Source organism: Rhizobium moroccans, from assembly GCF_057559155.1.
On sequence record NZ_JBHFJG010000005.1, the window covers coordinates 63,179 to 80,770 of the forward strand.

The 17,592-nt window shown below is 61.6% G+C and carries 19 protein-coding genes; 12 read left to right on the forward strand and 7 right to left on the reverse strand.

All coding sequences use genetic code 11. From position 1 onward, the window contains the following. Positions 1-60: 60 nt before the first annotated feature. The 3 genes from ACE04I_RS04100 to ACE04I_RS04110 all read right to left on the reverse strand — a co-directional run bounded on the left by ACE04I_RS04100 (position 61) and on the right by ACE04I_RS04110 (position 2,564). Complete coding sequence (locus ACE04I_RS04100) at positions 61-639, reverse strand: PRC-barrel domain-containing protein (RefSeq protein ID WP_487206653.1); 579 nt, start codon at positions 637-639, stop codon at positions 61-63. 229 nt (positions 640-868) lie between these two features. Further along, positions 869-1,756, reverse strand: a complete 888-nt coding sequence (locus tag ACE04I_RS04105; RefSeq protein WP_046796026.1) for an SMP-30/gluconolactonase/LRE family protein — start codon at positions 1,754-1,756, stop codon at positions 869-871. 37 nt (positions 1,757-1,793) lie between these two features. Beyond that, complete coding sequence (locus ACE04I_RS04110) at positions 1,794-2,564, reverse strand: SDR family NAD(P)-dependent oxidoreductase (RefSeq protein WP_046796025.1); 771 nt, start codon at positions 2,562-2,564, stop codon at positions 1,794-1,796. Positions 2,565-2,925: 361 nt separating this feature from the next. Here ACE04I_RS04110 and ACE04I_RS04115 point away from each other — a divergent pair, with 361 nt between their 5' ends. The 10 genes from ACE04I_RS04115 (at position 2,926) to ACE04I_RS04160 (ending at position 12,579) form a co-directional block, all read left to right on the forward strand. Next, a complete protein-coding gene (locus tag ACE04I_RS04115) occupies positions 2,926-3,657 on the forward strand; it encodes a LuxR family transcriptional regulator (RefSeq protein ID WP_046796024.1) in 732 nt (243 codons plus the stop codon). A gap of 330 nt (positions 3,658-3,987) precedes the next feature. Further along, positions 3,988-5,133, forward strand: coding sequence for an iron-sulfur cluster carrier protein ApbC (gene apbC / locus ACE04I_RS04120; protein ID WP_046796023.1), 1,146 nt, complete (start codon positions 3,988-3,990; stop codon positions 5,131-5,133). A 329-nt stretch (positions 5,134-5,462) separates the two neighbouring features. Continuing rightward, positions 5,463-6,434, forward strand: coding sequence for a magnesium transporter CorA family protein (locus ACE04I_RS04125; protein WP_052760466.1), 972 nt, complete (start codon positions 5,463-5,465; stop codon positions 6,432-6,434). Positions 6,435-6,450: 16 nt separating this feature from the next. After that, entirely contained in the window at positions 6,451-8,352 is a 1,902-nt protein-coding gene (locus tag ACE04I_RS04130; RefSeq protein ID WP_046796022.1) for a potassium transporter Kup, read from the forward strand. 145 nt (positions 8,353-8,497) lie between these two features. Then, positions 8,498-9,649, forward strand: a complete 1,152-nt coding sequence (locus ACE04I_RS04135) for a cell wall hydrolase (protein ID WP_046796021.1) — start codon at positions 8,498-8,500, stop codon at positions 9,647-9,649. 249 nt (positions 9,650-9,898) lie between these two features. Next, positions 9,899-10,264: an AtpZ/AtpI family protein gene (locus ACE04I_RS04140; RefSeq protein WP_046796020.1), complete on the forward strand. Its 366-nt coding sequence runs from the start codon at positions 9,899-9,901 to the stop codon at positions 10,262-10,264. Between the two features lie 58 nt (positions 10,265-10,322). Next, entirely contained in the window at positions 10,323-11,075 is a 753-nt protein-coding gene (locus ACE04I_RS04145) for a F0F1 ATP synthase subunit A (RefSeq protein WP_046796019.1), read from the forward strand. 68 nt (positions 11,076-11,143) lie between these two features. Continuing rightward, a complete protein-coding gene (locus tag ACE04I_RS04150; RefSeq protein ID WP_046796018.1) occupies positions 11,144-11,371 on the forward strand; it encodes a F0F1 ATP synthase subunit C in 228 nt (75 codons plus the stop codon). Positions 11,372-11,453: 82 nt separating this feature from the next. Beyond that, positions 11,454-12,089, forward strand: a complete 636-nt coding sequence (locus ACE04I_RS04155) for a F0F1 ATP synthase subunit B (protein ID WP_137326875.1) — start codon at positions 11,454-11,456, stop codon at positions 12,087-12,089. A 4-nt stretch (positions 12,090-12,093) separates the two neighbouring features. Continuing rightward, positions 12,094-12,579 (forward strand): F0F1 ATP synthase subunit B, encoded by a 486-nt coding sequence (locus ACE04I_RS04160; protein WP_046796016.1) that lies wholly within the window; start codon positions 12,094-12,096, stop codon positions 12,577-12,579. Positions 12,580-12,701: 122 nt separating this feature from the next. Here ACE04I_RS04160 and ACE04I_RS04165 read toward each other — a convergent pair whose 3' ends face one another. The 3 genes from ACE04I_RS04165 to ACE04I_RS04175 form a co-directional block, all read right to left on the reverse strand. After that, a complete protein-coding gene (locus ACE04I_RS04165; RefSeq protein ID WP_487206654.1) occupies positions 12,702-13,346 on the reverse strand; it encodes an HAD family hydrolase in 645 nt (214 codons plus the stop codon). An 81-nt stretch (positions 13,347-13,427) separates the two neighbouring features. After that, complete coding sequence (locus ACE04I_RS04170) at positions 13,428-14,099, reverse strand: ribonuclease HII (protein ID WP_046796014.1); 672 nt, start codon at positions 14,097-14,099, stop codon at positions 13,428-13,430. Between the two features lie 240 nt (positions 14,100-14,339). Further along, positions 14,340-15,497: a PA0069 family radical SAM protein gene (locus tag ACE04I_RS04175; protein WP_046796013.1), complete on the reverse strand. Its 1,158-nt coding sequence runs from the start codon at positions 15,495-15,497 to the stop codon at positions 14,340-14,342. A gap of 131 nt (positions 15,498-15,628) precedes the next feature. On the opposite strand from ACE04I_RS04175, the gene ACE04I_RS04180 reads away from it, so the two are divergent. Both ACE04I_RS04180 and ACE04I_RS04185 read left to right on the forward strand, forming a co-directional pair. Beyond that, on the forward strand, positions 15,629-16,147 hold the full coding sequence (locus tag ACE04I_RS04180; RefSeq protein ID WP_487206655.1) for a glycosyltransferase family protein: 519 nt from the start codon (positions 15,629-15,631) through the stop codon (positions 16,145-16,147). Between the two features lie 177 nt (positions 16,148-16,324). Further along, complete coding sequence (locus ACE04I_RS04185; protein ID WP_046796011.1) at positions 16,325-16,639, forward strand: hypothetical protein; 315 nt, start codon at positions 16,325-16,327, stop codon at positions 16,637-16,639. 31 nt (positions 16,640-16,670) lie between these two features. Here ACE04I_RS04185 and ACE04I_RS04190 read toward each other — a convergent pair whose 3' ends face one another. Then, a complete protein-coding gene (locus ACE04I_RS04190; protein ID WP_046796010.1) occupies positions 16,671-17,591 on the reverse strand; it encodes a 4-(cytidine 5'-diphospho)-2-C-methyl-D-erythritol kinase in 921 nt (306 codons plus the stop codon). Between the last annotated feature and the right edge of the window lies 1 nt (position 17,592).

Sequence of the window (17,592 nt, forward strand, 5' to 3'; positions counted from 1 at the left end):
GCGGGGGCGCCGCCCTTGTTGGTGACCGGATCATCCGGAAAGCCTGTTCCGTTCCGAATATCAGTTCTTCGGTGCCGGGGTCGTGGTGCCGCCGGTGGTCGAGGACGTAGTGGTCGCGTCCTGGGCCGCGCGCTGGTCTTCCAGCGTCATGAATTCCGGCGCTGCCTGCAGGGCTTCCGCGGTTTCGCTGGTCGTCAGGCGTACCTGATTGTTCTCGGCGTCGCGTGACATGGTGATCTTGTCCATCGGAACGGCGACATCTTTTTCGCCTATCCCAAGGAAGCCGCCGACGCCGACCACGGCAGCGACCACGCCGCCATCTTCTTCGATGATCAGGTCATTCACGTCACCGATGCTTTCGTTGTTCGGGTTGTAGACCGCCTTGCCGATATAGTCATTGGCGCTGATCTGGGTATCGGACTGTTCCGTCAGATAGCCGCCCGAAGCTGCCGCAGCGTCACCTGATGGGGCCGCCGGGGTTGCCGGGGCGGGTGCCGGGGCAGGAGCAGGATCGGCAGGCGCCGAAGGCTGAGCCGGTGCCGGCGTAGACGGAGCGGGGTTCTGGGCGAAAGCCGGTGCCATGGCTGTCGAGGCCGTGAGGATGGCTGCGGCTGCCATTGTGCTAAGGGTCTTCTTCATGTCGAACCTACCTTCCTCTCGATGTTTCGGTTGGTTTCGGTGAACGCGCGGTTCCTCCGGACAGGAGACTCCAAGCCGCGCCGGTTCGACAGGAAAATGATCCCTCGACGGATTAGTTCCGCAAATATTGCCGATTTTTTAGGCGAAATTTGCGGAACATTTCTTGTTTTCAGTGGTTTGGGATATCTTTTTTCTTTTCGGCCCAATTATATGCCTGACCGAGCGGCTCCTAGAGCCGGTAGGTCGGATCGGCGGCCCCGCGGATCGGGATATCCAGTTCGAAGAGCGCCCCGGCGAGCGGATCGGCGGCCCGGCCGGCCTCGTCTAGTCCTTCCCAGGCGGAGGTTACTGCAAGCCGCCCGGCTCCCTCGAGAACGAAGACGGGGCAGGACGTGTTCTTTGCCGGCAGCAGATGTCGCGCAAGCCGGCGCCCGGAAGTATCATATTCATCGACCGCGCCGGCGCCCCAGCGGGCGTTCCAGATATGGCCGTCCAGATCGCAGACCGAACCGTCCATGCCGCCCGGCTCTCCGCTCGTATCCACAAGAAGCGTCGCTTCGCCGACCGGCAGGCCGGTCGCGGGGTTGAGCGGCACGGACATCAGCCGGTTGACGCGGGTATCGACATAATAGCCGATGGACCCGTCCGGCGAGAAGCAGATCGAATTCGGAATGCTGATGTTCTCGACGAGTTTCGTCACCACGCCGCCGGCGACGTGATAGATCGCGCCGGCGCCTGTTTCGGACCGCTTGCTCATGGTGCCGATCCAGAGACTGCCGGAAGGGTGCGTTCTGCCGTCGTTCGAACGATTGCCGGGCTTGTCGATCTCGAGCTGGACATAGGGAGAAAGTGCGCCGGTCGCCCGGTCGCGGATGAACAATCCCTCGTCCGATGCGATAAGCTGTCTGCTGGAGTCAATCCGGGCAAGCACGCTTCCCATGAAGGGGAGGGCGTGGGCGCGCTTCTCCCCCGAGGCGATATCGAGTTCGTGCAGCGTCTTGCCGAGAATGTCGAACCACCACAACGTGTCAGTGTCCGGATCAAAACTCGGTCCCTCACCGAGGTTGCACAGCGTGGAGGAGAGGATTTTTCCGTCGAATGTGTGGACTGGCGTCATGTGAGGCAGGTTCCCCGGTGTGTTGGCAGGAGATGGTTCACAGAACGCCCCCGTCGACGATCAGCGTCTGTGCCGTGATGGCCGCGGAGGCGTTCGAGGCGAGGAAGAGGCAGGGGGTCGCGATATCCTGCGGCAGCAGGCTGCGCTTCAGGCACTGCCTGGCAATCATGGCGGCGATATCATCCTCCGACTGCCAGAGGCGCTTCTGCCGTTCGGTCAGCACCATGCCTGGCAGGATGGCGTTGACGCGGATATTCTCCGGCCCCAGCCTTCCCGCCAGGCTCTTGGTAAGCCCGACGATGCCCGCTTTTGCGGTGGTGTAGGAAGGCATTTCGCCCATGTTCAGGAGGTAGGAGATCGACGAGAAGTTGACGATCGCACCGCCGCCGGCGGCGCGCATATGCGGCAGCGCGGCCTGCGCGGCGAAGAACATCTGCTTCAGGTTTATCGCCTGGTTGTTGTCCCAGTATTCCTCGGTGACGCGGTCGATGTCATGGCGGTCGTCCCAGCCGGCATTGTTGACGAGAACCGAAAGCGAGCCCATCGTCCGCGCAGCCTCGTCCACCGCGGCGCGGGTTTCCTCCACCTTGCGCAGGTCGGCCTTGAAATAGGCGACCGGATGCTGGCAACGGGCGGAGAGGCGGGAGGCGAGTGCGCGGCTTTCATCCTCGGCGATATCGATGATGGCCACTTTCGCGCCCTGGTCCGCGAAGGCTTCCGTCAGCGCCGCGCCGATACCCGAGCCGCCGCCGGTAACCAGGACGCCGCGGCCGGCAAGATCCGGATGCCGCACGATTGGGTCGGTCAAATTGCTTCTCCTCCCGGCAATTCTTCGCTGGTGCTTCTTCTAGCGCGGGAGCAAGACGGAAGACAAGCGCGCGGCGCGCCGGGAAAGGCTGGTTAGTCCCGCGCAAGCAAGATATGAAAGAACCGATCATCTATCATCATGATTTGATGCAGGCGATCGCATTAGGCATTCCTCCGAATCGGAAGTAGTAATAAGCAGGTAGGACGCGTACCGCGGGAGAGATCGGCCGGGACTGATGCAAGGTCGGGGTCGAATGTGGTTCGCGATGGACCTGTCGTGATAGGAAAGGCCGGCTTCGATAGATGAACGAATGGCTGGTAGGCCATTCCTCCGGTGGATCGAGAGCAAAGAAAAGCGGGCGATGTCCAAGACTGAAAAAGTTGGTGAGGCTGCCAGATTAGACGACGATCTCGAAGAGATCACCCGTCTCAAGACGCAGTTCGACGTCTTTCGCTATATGAAGCGGATCACGGAATCCTATGCGGCCCGCACCTTCATGGTCGTCAATCTGCCCCCTTTTTCGTCGCTGGAATTGTCCGGCAATACGATCATCACCAATTGGCCGAGCGAGCTGCTTTCGCTTTTCGACCGTGCGGGCCTGCTCCAGTCCAGCCCCGTCATCCGGCGTCTGCGTCGCACGACCGCGCCGTTTATCTGGGATACGGACACCATTGCCGAGGAGAGGGGTAGCCCGGTTTCGAAGAACCTGTTCGAGCGCTTCGGGCTGAGATGGGGCGCGTGCTTTCCCGTTCACGATGTCGCTGGCGGGCGCGGAGCCATAACCATCGCGGGCGAGGGACCGGTCTTCTCTCCGCAGCAGATGATGGAATTGAGCTACATCTCCATCCATGTGTTCAACCGGCTGTCGGAGATCCGTAATGTCGATAACCGCGCAGTCGAACTGCTGACGGATCGGGAGATCGACTGCCTCAACTGGACGGCGGCAGGCAAGACGAGCGTGGAGATCGCGGAGATCCTCGGGCTCTCGGAGCATACGGTGAACCATTACCTCAATCGGGCGGCGAGAAAGCTCGATACCGTCAACCGCACCCAGGCGGTTGCGAAGGCCCTGCGGATCGGCCTTATCAAATAGCCATTGCCCACTTTTTGAACATGGGCAGAAAATAATCATTTCAATTTGGGGCAATTCCGCTCGCCGGAGCGGATGACCTTTTACCTCGATCGGCTGAAACGGGGGGAATTACGCGGAATCTTCCCATCTGGCATGTTTCGTGCTTCTCTAGGAGCAGGTCCAGAGGGGACTGACAAGCGTCCCAAGAGGCGCGACGAAGAAAACCGCCGTCCGATTTAGGCGCCATCCGGCTGCCGGCCGGACGGCGGCTCTTTATATCTTCCGATCGTCTTGCTGCATGTCCGGGCGACCTCCTATATAGGCCCAAAGGTGCTTGAGGAGTTGGAAGACATGCCCGATGTGACGAAGGAACAGGTTTTGGAAACGCTCCGCAAGGTGCGCGGTCCGGACCTCGAGGGCGATATAGTCTCGCTCGGCATGGTCTCGGACGTCTTCATCTCCGATGGCAAGGTCTATTTCTCCATCACCGTTCCGGCGGACCGGGCCAAGGAACTCGAGCCCCTGCGCATGGCCGCCGAGCGCAGCGTGACGGCGATACCGGGGATCAAGGGCGCGCTGGTGACGCTGACGGCCGACCGCAAGGCGGGTTCGGCACCCGCCGCCGCTCAGGCCCGCCCGCAGCCGGCACCGCCCCAGACGCATCCCCATCCTCCGCAGGGGCAGGCTCGCGAGAAGGCCGGCGTGCCGGGCGTCGGCGCGATCATCGCGGTCGCCTCCGGAAAGGGGGGCGTCGGCAAGTCCACGACCGCGGTCAATCTCGCATTGGGCCTCAAGGCCAACGGGCTCAGGGTCGGCATACTGGATGCGGATATCTACGGTCCGTCCATGCCGCGGCTGTTGAAGATTTCGGGCCGGCCGGAGCAGATCGGCAATCGCCTCATCAAGCCGATGGAAAATTACGGCTTGAAGGCGATGTCCATGGGTTTCCTCGTGGACGAGGAGACCGCGATGATCTGGCGCGGGCCGATGGTGCAGTCGGCGCTGATGCAGATGCTGCGTGAAGTCGCCTGGGGCGAGCTCGATGTGCTGGTGGTCGATATGCCGCCCGGCACCGGCGACGCCCAGCTCACCATGGCCCAGCAGGTGCCGCTGGCGGGAGCCGTGATCGTCTCGACGCCGCAGGATCTGGCGCTCGTCGATGCCCGCAAGGGCATCAACATGTTCCGCAAGGTGGAGGTGCCGCTGCTCGGCATCATCGAGAACATGAGCTATTTCATCGCTCCCGATACCGGCAAGCGCTACGATATCTTCGGCCATGGCGGAGCCCGCAACGAGGCCGAGCGGATCGGCGTGCCTTTCCTCGGCGAGGTGCCGCTCACGATCGACATCCGCGAGCGTTCCGACGCGGGAACGCCCGTTGTCGCTTCCGATCCTGAGAGCGTTTCGGCAAAGATCTATCGCGAAATCGCCGCCAAGGTCTGGAGCGAGCTGGAGGGCCAGGTGGCAAGACCGGCGCCGGCAATCGTTTTCGAATAGCGCATAAAGAAAAGAGCGCATTCCTATAAAGATGCATGAAAGTTCGAGGGCGGGCCTGAAAACGCGTCTTCGACTTTCGTCCGGGGCGGCTTCGTTCGGCATTCATCCCAAGCCATTGATCGGTATCGGAAACACCCGCGCCGAAAGAGTGGCTTGAACCTTTGGCCTTGCCGAGTCATGTTGCGCCGCAAACGACCTGCCTTAGGCGGCTCTTGATTTTGGCGGCGGCTGTCTTTATAGCCGCCTCCCGCCGAAGTCGACGTTTCCATGAAGGAACCGGAACGCCGGTTTTTCGTTCGAGGCCGACGATCTTCGGCCGGAGATACGATTTGATCAACGCCTATCGCGCCAATGGCTCCCTTACGACGCTTGCGCCGGCGGAATCGCTGCTCGCTCTTCCCGATGACATAGTCTGGATCGACCTTGTGCACCCGACCAAGGAAGAGGATGCCTATGTCGAGAGCCTGATCGGCATCCAGATTCCTACGCGAGACGAGCTGAAGGATATCGAGCCTTCGAGCCGGCTTTACATCGAGAATGGTTCCGTTTTCATGACCGCCTCGCTGGTCTGGAAGGCGGACACCAACATTCCGGAACTCACCGATGTCGCCTTCATCCTTTCCGGCGGCCGCCTCATCACCATCCGCTATGCCGAGCCGAAGGCATTCCACCTCTTCATCGCCGCGCTTGGGCGGTTTCCGGATGACATGCGCGACGGTACGACGCTGCTTGCGAGGCTCCTGGAAACCATTGCCGATCGCACCGCCGAAGTGCTGGAACATGCGGTCATCCGCATCGACAGGCTTTCCGACGAAATCTTCCGCGATCGCGGCAAGCGGCGTCCGCCGCGTTTTCTCGAAGGCAAGCTTGCCGATATTTCGGAGCATCACCGGCTGATCAGCAAGGTGCGTGACAGCCTCGGCTCGCTTTCCCGCCTCCTCACCTTTCTTCTCAACGTGCCGCGGATCGAGGAGAGCAAGCATGACGGCAGCCTGTGCAGGACAGTCGCTCACGACGTGGAGACGCTTTCCGAGCATGCGGCCTTCATCGCCGCCAATATCTCCTTCCTGCTCGACGCCTCGCTCGGCCTCATCAATGTCGAGCAGAACGCCATCATCAAGATATTCTCGGTGGCGGCCGTCGTCTTCCTGCCGCCGACGCTCGTTGCTTCGATCTATGGCATGAACTTCAGTTTCATGCCGGAGCTTCAGTGGTACTTCGGATATCCGCTCGCACTTTTCGCGATGCTCATGTCCGCGATCATCCCCTTCTTCTTCTTCCGCTGGAAAGGCTGGCTTTAAAAGCCAGACGAGGCTTATGGGCCACTCCACTTATTCCGATACTGCCGAAGAACCGCGTAGCCAGGGGCTGTTCGCGCTTGCGCTCGGCTCCGTCGGCGTCGTTTACGGCGATATCGGCACCAGTCCGCTCTACGCATTTCGCGAGGCGCTGAAGCCGATTTCCCATGACGGCGTGACCCAGGCCGAGATCATCGGCCTGATTTCGCTGATCATCTGGACGCTGACCATCATCGTCACGATCAAATACGTGCTCTTTCTGCTGAGGGCCGATAACGACGGGGAGGGCGGCACTCTCGCCTTGCTCGCGCTCCTCACCAAGACCGGCAATGGTCACAAGGCGTTCTTGATGCTGCTCGGCCTCATCGGCGCGGCCCTCTTCCTCGGCGATGCGATGATCACGCCGGCGCTCTCGGTGCTTTCCGCCGTGGAAGGGCTGAAGCTGGTGGCGCCCACTATGGAAAACGCCATCCTGCCCATTTCGATAGGCATCCTGATCGGCATCTTCATGATCCAGTCGAAGGGCACGGGCCTGGTCGCGCGCTTTTTCGGGCCGATCACCGCCCTTTGGTTCATCGTGATGGGGGCGGGCGGCATCGCCCATATCTTCGATGACCTCAGCATCCTTGCCGCCTTCAATCCGTTGCATGCGGTGGAATTCATGCTGAGAGAGGGCTTTATCGGCATCGTCGTGCTCGGCGCCGTTTTCCTGACCGTCACGGGGGCGGAGGCCCTTTACGCCGATCTCGGGCATTTCGGCCGCCGACCGATCCAGTGGGCCTGGTTCCTCCTGGTGTTTCCGGCATTGACGCTGAACTACCTGGGGCAGGGGGCTCTGGTGTTGAAGCACCCGGAGGCCATGTCCGATCCCTTCTATCTGATGTTCCCGAAATGGGCGCTGCTGCCGGTGGTCATCCTCGCCACCGCCGCGACGATCATCGCCAGCCAGGCGGTCATCACCGGGGCTTTCTCGCTGGTGCGGCAGGGCATCCACCTCGGCTACCTGCCGCGCATGCAGATCCTGTTCACCTCGGAAACCAATACCGGGCAGATATTCCTTCCTTCGGTGAACACGCTGTTGCTCGTCGGCGTCATCGCCCTGGTTCTCGGCTTTGGAAGCTCGGAGGCGCTTGCCACCGCTTATGGCATTTCGGTGACCGGTGCGATGGTGGTGACGACGCTGATGGCTTTCGAGTTCGTTCGCCTGCGGTGGAGATGGCCGCAGAGCTTCGCGATCCTCACGCTCGCGCCGCTGCTGGCGCTGGAACTGGTCTTCCTCGGCGCCAATCTTCTGAAAGTGCATGACGGTGGCTATGTGCCCGTCATGATGGCGATCGTCTTCACCATCGTCATGTGGACCTGGAAGCGCGGCAGCGCCATTCTCTTCGATAAGACCCGCCGCATCGACGTGCCGCTCGAAGCTTTCATACCGATGATCGAGAAGAAGGGAGAGCATGCTCCCGTCACCGTGCCGGGTATCGCGATCTTCCTGACCAGCGATCCGGAGACGGCGCCGGCGGCGCTGCTCCACAACATCAAGCACAATCATGTTCTGCATGAGAAGAACGTCGTCTTGACGATCAGGACGATCAACAAGCCGCGGGTATCTTCCAGGGATCGCTTCAAGGTCGAGAAACTGTCGGAGCGGTTCACCCTCATCGAACTGCGCTTCGGCTTCATGCAGACCCACAATGTCTCCCAGGCGCTGGCGCAGCTTCGCAAGAGTGGGTTCAAGTTCGACATCATGTCGACCTCCTTCTATCTCGGCCGGCGCAAGCTGATACCGGATGCCGAATCGGGCATGCCCATGTGGCAGGATCGTCTGTTCATCGCGCTCGCCAACACGGCGACCGATCCATCCGATTATTTCCGTCTGCCGGCCAACCGCGTGGTGGAGCTCGGCTCGCATGTCATCATCTGACCGCTGACATTTATGTGAGCGGCATTTGAGCCCCATTTCAGGGCGATTGCGCCGCCGCATTAACCGCTCATCAAGGTTAATGGATGATTCTTTCGAGGATCATTATTGCCTTGTGGAGTAGCCGGTGTTGCGTTCGTGGAGCGTTTTGCGTCGCAGGTTCCCGTCCCGTCTGGACGGATGGACTTCCCCCGCCGTCTTCGGCCTTGCCTGCTGGCTGGCCTTCCCTTCCGTGCCCGCCCAGGGCGACCTCGCCGATCTGCTGACCGGTTTCGACCGGAAAGGCGAACAATGGCGCATGGTGTTGACCGAATCCCCCGCCGGTTCGATCCACACGGCATCGCTTGCCTTTCCGGGCGGCAGGTCCTCTGGTGATGCGGGCATTACATTGCCCGATGGGCGCAAGGTTGCGCTTGCGGGCGGCAAGCAGGGCAACGATCCGCGCAGCGACGAGGAACGCGTCAATCGTCGCGCCAAAAAAGGCCGCGTCATCGCGGTCGAGCCGATGCTGCCGCCGAGGGCCTTTTCGGCCGGCTCCATCCTCCAGCGCAGCAGCAGCCTCGTGCGTCCTCCCTTGCCCAAGGAGGAGCGGACCGCCTTTGCCCACTCCGCAGAGGAAGCGAAGGCGATCGAACTGGCCTCCTTCTATTTCCGCAGGGACGAGGAGGAGAAGCATGATGGGGTCGTCTCGCCGATGATCGCCGGACTGGTTACAAACAGGGATGCCGACATCCTCGCGACCGCCTATGCGCCCTCGGCGCCGGACTTCGCGCGCCAATCGCCCTTCGATGCCATCCTGAAGGATAAGCCGAATGGCGGGCGGTTCATTCCGCCGATCGGACCGGAAGACCATGCCTGGGCGGCGACCCCGCTGCCGCCCTCGGTATTTTCCGCTCGCGAGCAGCAATGTCTCGCTTCCGGCATCTATTTCGAGGCGCGCGGCGAATCCGCCCGCGGCCAGGCCGCCGTCGCCCAGGTCATCCTCAACCGGGTGCGCAATCCCGCCTATCCGAAGACGATCTGCGACGTCGTCTACCAGAACGAGGATTGGCGCAATCGCTGCCAGTTTTCCTTCGCCTGCGACAACATCAAGGACCGCGTCCGCTCCGAATATCACTGGAAGATGGCGCGCGAAGTGGCCATGGCCGTCACCGCCGGCAAGGTATGGTTGACCGAGGTTGGCTCCTCCACCCATTATCATGCCGTCTATGTCCGGCCGAAATGGGCGCGGAGCATGAAGAAGGTCGGCCGCATCGGCCTGCATGTTTTCTACCGCACCTATGGCGGCGGCTGGAGCTGAGAGGCGCCGATTCCCGCGACAGTTTTACCTGGATCAGGTTGTGCTCGCCTTAAGTTTTTGAAATTCCTCGGCTAATTAACCTTGAATGAAGCGGTGCGGGTGCCTTGACTATACCAGCCGTCAAAACTATGTTGCGCGCGACTTGAAAACGGGCCGGAAGGCGCGAAATCCACGGTGACGGCATGTTTTTGGCAGTCGGAACGGTTCACGAACCGGCTACGCCAGGGATTTGCGCCCGGGAGGACGCGAATGACGGATGATCGTGACGATAGTCTGGAAGAGCGCCGGAAGCGCTTGTCGGCGGAACTCGCGGGCAAGCGTGCGGATGACGCGGCAGAGGCGGCCAGGGACGCAAGTTCCGAGGAAAGCCGAAGGGGCATGGCCCTGGGCTTCAAGCTGTCTTCCGAGTTCATATCCGCGATCGCGGTCGGCGCCATTCTGGGGTTTCTGCTCGATCGTTTCGCCGGTACGTCGCCGTGGGGGTTGGTCGTTCTGCTTCTCCTCGGCTTCTGTGCAGGCGTGTTGAACGTGCTCCGATCTGTCGGGGTGGTGGCTCCGCCGCCGACCTTTCAGAAGCGGGGCGACAAGGACAAGGCGGGAACGGGCGGCCTCTAGGTCTCCCGGTGTAATATAAGGTCAGCCGTCGTGGACGGCGCAGGCAAAGAGGTAGACGGTGGCTAACGATCCGATCCATCAGTTCCAGATCCAGAAGATCGTTCCGATCGAGATCGGCGGCATCGACTTTTCCTTCACCAATGCTTCTCTTTTCATGGTTGCGACCGTCGCTGCGGCGGCCGGCTTCCTCTATTTCGCCACCTCGCAGCGCGGGCTGATCCCCGGCCGTGCGCAGTCGGTCGCCGAAATGTCCTATGAATTCATCGCCTCAATGCTGCGCGAAGGCGCCGGCAGCCACGGCATGAAGTTCTTCCCGCTCGTGTTCACGCTGTTCATGTTCGTGCTGACCGCCAACATGCTCGGCATGTTCCCCTATTTCTTCACCGTCACCAGCCAGATCATCGTCACCTTCGCGCTCGCGGTCCTGGTGATCGGCACCGTGCTGGTCTACGGCTTCTACAAGCACGGCCTTCACTTCCTGAAGGTCTTCGTGCCGAGCGGCATCCCAGGTGTCCTGTTGCCGCTCGTCGTCGGCATCGAAATCATTTCCTTCCTGTCGCGTCCGATCTCGCTCTCCGTTCGTCTTTTCGCGAACATGCTTGCAGGTCACATCACGCTGAAGGTTTTCGCAGGTTTCGTCACCTCGCTCAGCGCGCTCGGTGCGCTCGGCATCGGCGGCGCAATCCTGCCTCTCATCATGACCGTCGCCCTGACTGGTCTCGAATTCCTCGTCGCCTTCCTCCAGGCCTATGTCTTTGCGGTGCTGACTTGCATGTACCTCAACGACGCGGTCCACCCCGGCGGGCACTAAGGATAACTACCCATTGGCGTCCTGAGGCGTCAGTCATCAGCCGCAACACCCATTCGAAGGAGTTCATCATGGAAGCGGAAGCAGCAAAGTTCATCGGCGCGGGTCTGGCTTGCTTTGGCATGGCCGGCACGGCTCTCGGCCTCGGCAACATCTTCGGCAACTACCTGTCGGGCGCCCTGCGCAACCCGTCTGCCGCTGACAGCCAGTTCGGCCGCCTGGTATTCGGCTTCGCCGTTACGGAAGCTCTGGGCATCTTCTCGCTGCTCATCGCTCTCCTCCTGCTCTTCGCAGTCTAAGAGCTTGCCAGGATCGGGATCACGGCCGCTTTCGAGAAGCGCGCCGTGATCCTTCGCATTTGGAATACACCTGGAGGTGATGATGATCGTGACCCCGGCACTCGCGCAGACCGCGCCGGCCGCCACTGAAACGCCTGCAGCGCCCGCCGGCGATACTCATGCTGCGCCTGCGGGCGAATTGCATACCGAGACCGGCGTTGCACAGGGCGAAGACCACGGAACGGGCGTTTTCCCGCCCTTCGACCCGACTCATTTTGCTTCGCAGCTTCTCTGGCTCGTCATCACCTTCGGCCTCTTCTATCTCCTGATGAAGCGGGTCATCGTTCCGCGTCTCGGCGGCATTCTCGAACACCGCCACGACCGGATCGCCCAGGACCTCGACGAGGCCTCCCGCCTGAAATCGGAAGCCGATACAGCGGTCGAGACCTATGAAAAGGAACTCGCCGCCGCCCGCTCCAAGGCCAACGGCATTGCCGAAACCGCGCGCGAGGCGGCCAAGAGCAAGGCCGCTGCCGATCGCGCCGCGATCGAGGCGGAACTGGCCGAGAAACTCTCCGCCGCCGAAACCCGGATCGGCGAGATCAAGGCCAAGGCCTTCGCCCAGGTCGGCGCCATCGCCGAAGAGACCGCGACGGCCATCGTCGATCAGCTCATCGGCAAGGCCGGCGGCGACGACATCAAGACCGCGGTTGCCGCGGCAGCGAACGGAAAGGCCTGATCCCATGGCGTTCGATGCAACCTTTTACGCCCTCGTCGGTCTTATCCTCTTCTTCGTGCTCATCATCTATCTGAAGGTGCCGGGCATGATCGCGAAGTCGCTCGACGAACGCGCCGAAAACATCGGCAACGAACTGGCGGAAGCCAAGCGCCTTCGCGAGGAAGCCCAGGCGCTGCTCGCTGAATATCAGCGCAAGCGCAAGGAAGCCGAAGCCGACGCTGCCAATATCGTTGCCGCAGCCGAGCGCGAGGCAGCCCTTCTGAGCGAGGAAGCCCGGCAGAAGACGGAGGAATTCGTCGCCCGCCGCAATGCGCTTTCCGAGCAGAAGATCAAGCAGGCCGAGGCCGAAGCGATCGGTGCTGTCCGCGCCGCCGCCGTGGATCTGGCGGTCGCTGCCGCCGAGAGCGTCATCGCCAAGAAGGCCGATGCTGCGACCCGGAACACGCTCTTCAAGGACGCCGTCGATCAGGTGAAGTCCCGCCTGAACTGAAAGGCGTGAACGGAATTCAAAAAGCCGGGCGAGAGCCCGGCTTTTTTGTTTTGAGATCTAACCAGTCTCGGCACCGGTGTTGTTGCCCGCTATTGCGGTGGCAAATTGGAAGAGCCGATTGCCTATTGCCACAGATGCCTCAGCCGTGGATGCTGCTGAATATCGTCTGGCGAAGTAAAGATCACTCCCTCCCAACCGCTACTGATCGCAAGTTCAACGATCTCCGGCTGGTCATCGAAGAAAATCGGCCTCTCCTCTGCGCTAATTGCAAGCGTGCGATTGATGGTTTCGAAGAACCGGACATCTTTCTTCGGGTGACCAATTTGGGCGCTGTAGAACATGCGTTCAAAATATCTGGAAAAGCCGAGTTCGTTCCAGAGATAGCGTGCGCGATGATGCTCCTGCCCCGTCGCGACGTACATCTTCGCCCCGCTACTCTCCCTGATGTTATCTATAAGATTGAAAACGGACGCATTTACATTCGCGTCCTTCTCGAACCAGTATCGCATAAATTCATCGACATCGTCTTGGTAGCCGACCTGCGGAAGAACATCGGCCAAGGCGTCACGCAAGTCGCGGCGACCAGTGACACAATCAAACATCGGTGATCTGGTTCGCGCGCCGGGAATACCAAAGAACAGTTTTTGAAAGGCGTCTCTGTCGATGCACAGGTCGGTCTGAAGGTTGGCGTCCCATGGCTTGCGCAATGCGCTGTTTGCGTGCCAGCCATCTATGAGTACCCCATCGACGTCGAAGAAGATTCTCATCCTTGTCACCGGACTTTGGATTTGATGGTTTTAGCGCTCAGGCTGGAACGCACCAATTGGTCCACGGCCACGGCAGTAACTTTACTCCTCCGCCAGAACGCCATCCTTCTTGAGCGGCCTGAAGCTCATGCGGTGGAGCAAGCAAGGGCCGTGCGTGTCGATGCCGGCGCGGTGCTGCGGCGTCCCGTAGCCGGCATGATTGGCAAAGCCGTAGGCCGGGAAAACGTGATGGGCCCTTGCCATCATCCGGTCGCGGGTCACCTTGGCGATGATCGAGGCGGCTGCGATGGAGACGGAGCGGGCATCCCCCCGGATCACCGCCTTGCCGGGGCAGCAAAGCCCCAGTGGCACGTCGCGGCCGTCGGTGAGCACATAGGCCGGCGTGAGGGAAAGCCCGGCGACCGCGCGACGCATGGCATCCAGGCTTGCGCGCAGGATGTTGCGCTCATCGATATGCCGGGGACCGGAGGCCGCGATGGATACCTCGGCGGTTGCGAGGATCGCCTCGAACAGGTTTTCCCTCTGGGCGGCGGTGAGCTGTTTGGAATCGTTCAACCCGTCCGGAATGTTGTCGGGATCGAGAATGACCGCCGCTGCTACGACCGGCCCGGCAAGCGGGCCGCGTCCGGCTTCATCCGTACCGGCGACCGGCCAGTGGCCGGCTTTCCGCGCCGTCAGTTCCAGGCTGAAATCCGGTACGAGAGGCACTTCCTCGAAGAGCATCGGAGAATCGGGCGGCGTGCGGGTCAACATGCGGCAGAGACTCGCACGCCGACCCGATCTCCTGCAAGCCCCGGCAAGCGATTGCGGCTTCGCTATCCACCGAGGGGCGTCGGTGGGCCGGGGCATTTCGGCACGGGACGGTGGCGGGGACGTGCCGAAAGGGGTTTGCATGTCACGGAAAGGGCAGGGAGCCTGGTTTCCGAGGGCATGCACGAGAAAGAATTCAAAACGCATCGCCTGGATGTTTCCGGAGGCAATGCGCCTTACCGTTCAGAGCAATGAAAGCTGGATACCGCCTCCATCCGGTCTGACGAAGAGGTCGTCGCGAAGCGGCAGGCCGCGTCGGGTCATGCCGAGCCGTTTGACCGCCATCTCGAACCTGCGGCCGATCTGCCAGGCATAGGGCCCTGCGCCCTTCATCCGCTTGCCGAATTCGGCATCGTAATCCTTGCCGCCGCGCATCGAGCGCACGAGCGACATCACGTGCCGGTAGCGATCCGGATAGCTGCGCAGCAGCCAGTCCCGGAAAAGCGGGCTGACCTCCAGCGGCAGGCGAAGCAGCACGTAGCTCGCTTCCCTTGCGCCGGCTGCATGCCCGGCATCGAGAATCCTTTCGATCTCGTGATCGTTGAGCGCCGGTATCACGGGTGCCACCATGACCGCGGTCGGAATGCCGGCATCGGTCAGCGCCTTGATGGCGTCCAGGCGCTTGGGAGGGGTCGAGGCGCGCGGCTCCATGGTGCGGGCAAGCTTGCGGTCCAGCGTCGTCACCGAAATGCCGACCTTGGCGAGCCCCTTGGAGGCCATGTCCGAGAGAATATCGATATCGCGGGCGATGAGCGCCGATTTCGTGACGATCGCCACCGGATGATTGGCCTTCTGCAGCACTTCGAGGATCTGCCGCATGATGCGCCATTCCCGCTCGATCGGCTGATAGGGATCGGTATTGGTTCCGATTGCGATCGCCCGCAGCTTGTAGTCCGGCTTGCTGAGTTCGCGTTCGAGCAGCTTCGGCACGTCCGGCTTCACGAAGAGCTTCGATTCGAAATCAAGCCCCGGCGAAAGTCCCATAAAGCTGTGAGTGGGGCGGGCGAAGCAATAGATGCAGCCATGCTCGCAGCCGCGATAGGGATTGATCGAACGGTCGAACGAAAGATCCGGAGATTCATTGCGGGTGATCGCCGTGCGCGGCTTCTCCACCTGCACTTCCGTCTTGAACGGGGCGAGTTCCTCGATCGTCTGCCAACCGTCGTCGAATACTTCGCGGCGCTCCTCTTCGAAGCGTCCGCTCGGATTGAGGCCCGCGCCTCGACCACGTCGGCGATCGATCTCGATGCGCAGGCCGGAAGAGTTGACCAGTGCATCGGCAATATCTGCCGTATGGGCAGGCGCGAGTGCAGCCTGCCGCAGTTGGGACAGCTCGTTCATGGAACACTCCTGCCGGGAGAAACTCCCGTTCGTGATGATTAAATTCCTAGGCCAAAAATGAGAACATTGCAAGAACAAAATTGGGAAAGGTTTTCTGGCATTCCATTGTGCGATGCGTTAAGTCTTGGCCCATGCTGACTGTGATCATGGAATGCCGCGACCAGGAATCGGAGCTGGCGCAGACGCTTTCGGGCCTTGTTCCCGCAGCGGTGGAGGGGCTCGTCAGCGATGTGGTCGTGCTCGATCACGGCTCGCGGGACGGTTCCTCCCACGTGGCCGATGCCGCCGGCTGCCGCTTTCATGAGAATTGGGATATCAAGGATATTTTGCGCTCGGCGCGTGGCGAGTGGCTGCTTCTGATGGAGCCTGGGGCGCGGCTGCAATCGGGCTGGATCGACGAAGTCGACGAATATGTGGCGCTCAACAAGCTGCCGGCGCGGTTTTCTCCCGCCCGCGGCTATCGTCCGCCCTTCCTTCGTCGCATCGGGCGGAAACAGCCGCCCCTCGAATACGGTTTCCTGCTGCCGAAACGGCAGGCGGTAGAGCTGGCCAGTTCCGGCATGGATCTTGTCGCTCTCGCTCGCGGCCGGAAGACCTCGAAACTGACGAGCGAGATGATCCCCGCCTGGGTGGCCAAGGCGGCCCGATAACCAAGCCTAGCCGCGCCGATTTCCATGGAAATGGAGGGCGTTCGGGTTCATAATGCAAGTTGCGCCACCGCCTTAAGGAAAACCTCTGGCGGCAGGCCGCGAAATGCCGGGTAACGGCAGAACAGGTCAGCGGAAGGCTCCTCTTCCGCCGGGTTATCCGGCGAAAGGAGATGCGTCATGGAACGCAGCATGATCCGCAGACTGACCCAAGCCATGGTGCTGGGGGCCGCGCTGGCATATCCCCAGGCAGCAGGATCGCAAGCCGTTCATAGTTGCGCCGACCGCTCCGAAATGGTCGAATTCCTGGCCAGAAACTACTCCGAAAAGCTTTCGGCAGTCGGGTTGATCAACCAGAAGGCAATCATCGAGGTCTATGTCGGCGAAAGTGGCAGCTGGACGATGCTGGTGACCAATGTGAACGGCATAAGCTGCATGGTCCTCAGCGGCGAGGGCTGGCAATCGGTTCCGGTTCTTCCCGAAACGAAAACCTGAATTGAGGAGAACTCGGCCGAACGGCTCTGGCTTATTGATCTCGTAAGTCGTGCCCGCCAATGGTCTCGGCCGCCTGGAAATACCAGCCGGGCTTCCGGCGGCTGAGGCTTTTGGCCGCGTCCTCCGCCGCCTCGATGGAAGAGAATATCCCGAAGCAGGTGGCGCCCGAACCGGACATGCGGGTGAGAAGCGCGCCCTCGGCCTCGATCATCGCGGCAAGCTCGCCGATCTCCGGCACCAGCGTTTTCGCCGGCTGCTCGAGATCGTTGCGCAGGCCTGCAAAATAGGCGAGCCAATCGCCTCTACGAGCCTTGATCGGAGGATTGTCCCGCCGCGCGAGCTGCCGGAATATCTCGGGCGTCGAGACGCCGATGAGCGGATTGCCGAGCACCAGCGCAAGCACGGGAAAGGAGGGAAGGGGCGTCAGATCCTCGCCGATCCCCCGCGCCATCGAGGGCACGCCCTTCAGGCACATGGGCACATCCGCGCCGAGGGAAAGCGCAATCGCGGCAAGCTCCGTCTCGGGAAGGCCGGCATTCCAGAGACGCATGAGGCCGCGCAAGGTGGCCGCAGCATCCGCCGAGCCGCCGCCGATGCCGGCCGCGACCGGCAGGTTCTTTTCGAGATGGATGGCGACGGGCGGCGCTTCGCCGCCGGCGGCGATGATCGCCTGCCTCAGCCGGTCGCGCGCCGTCAGAACCAGGTTGGGTTTCGGGTCATCGCAGAGCATGGTTCCGAAGCGCCCCGATACCGAGAAACCGTCGCTTGCCGCAGGAGAGAACGAGAGCCTGTCACCAGCCTTGGCAAAGGTCACTATGCTTTCGAGCAGGTGGTAGCCGTCAGCGCGTTGCCCCACCACGTGCAGGGCAAGGTTGATCTTGGCCGGTGCCGGCTCGAACAGCGTTGCGCCGGCCTCAAAGCCGGCGCCGGTCGGATGCGTGCCGGAAGGCATG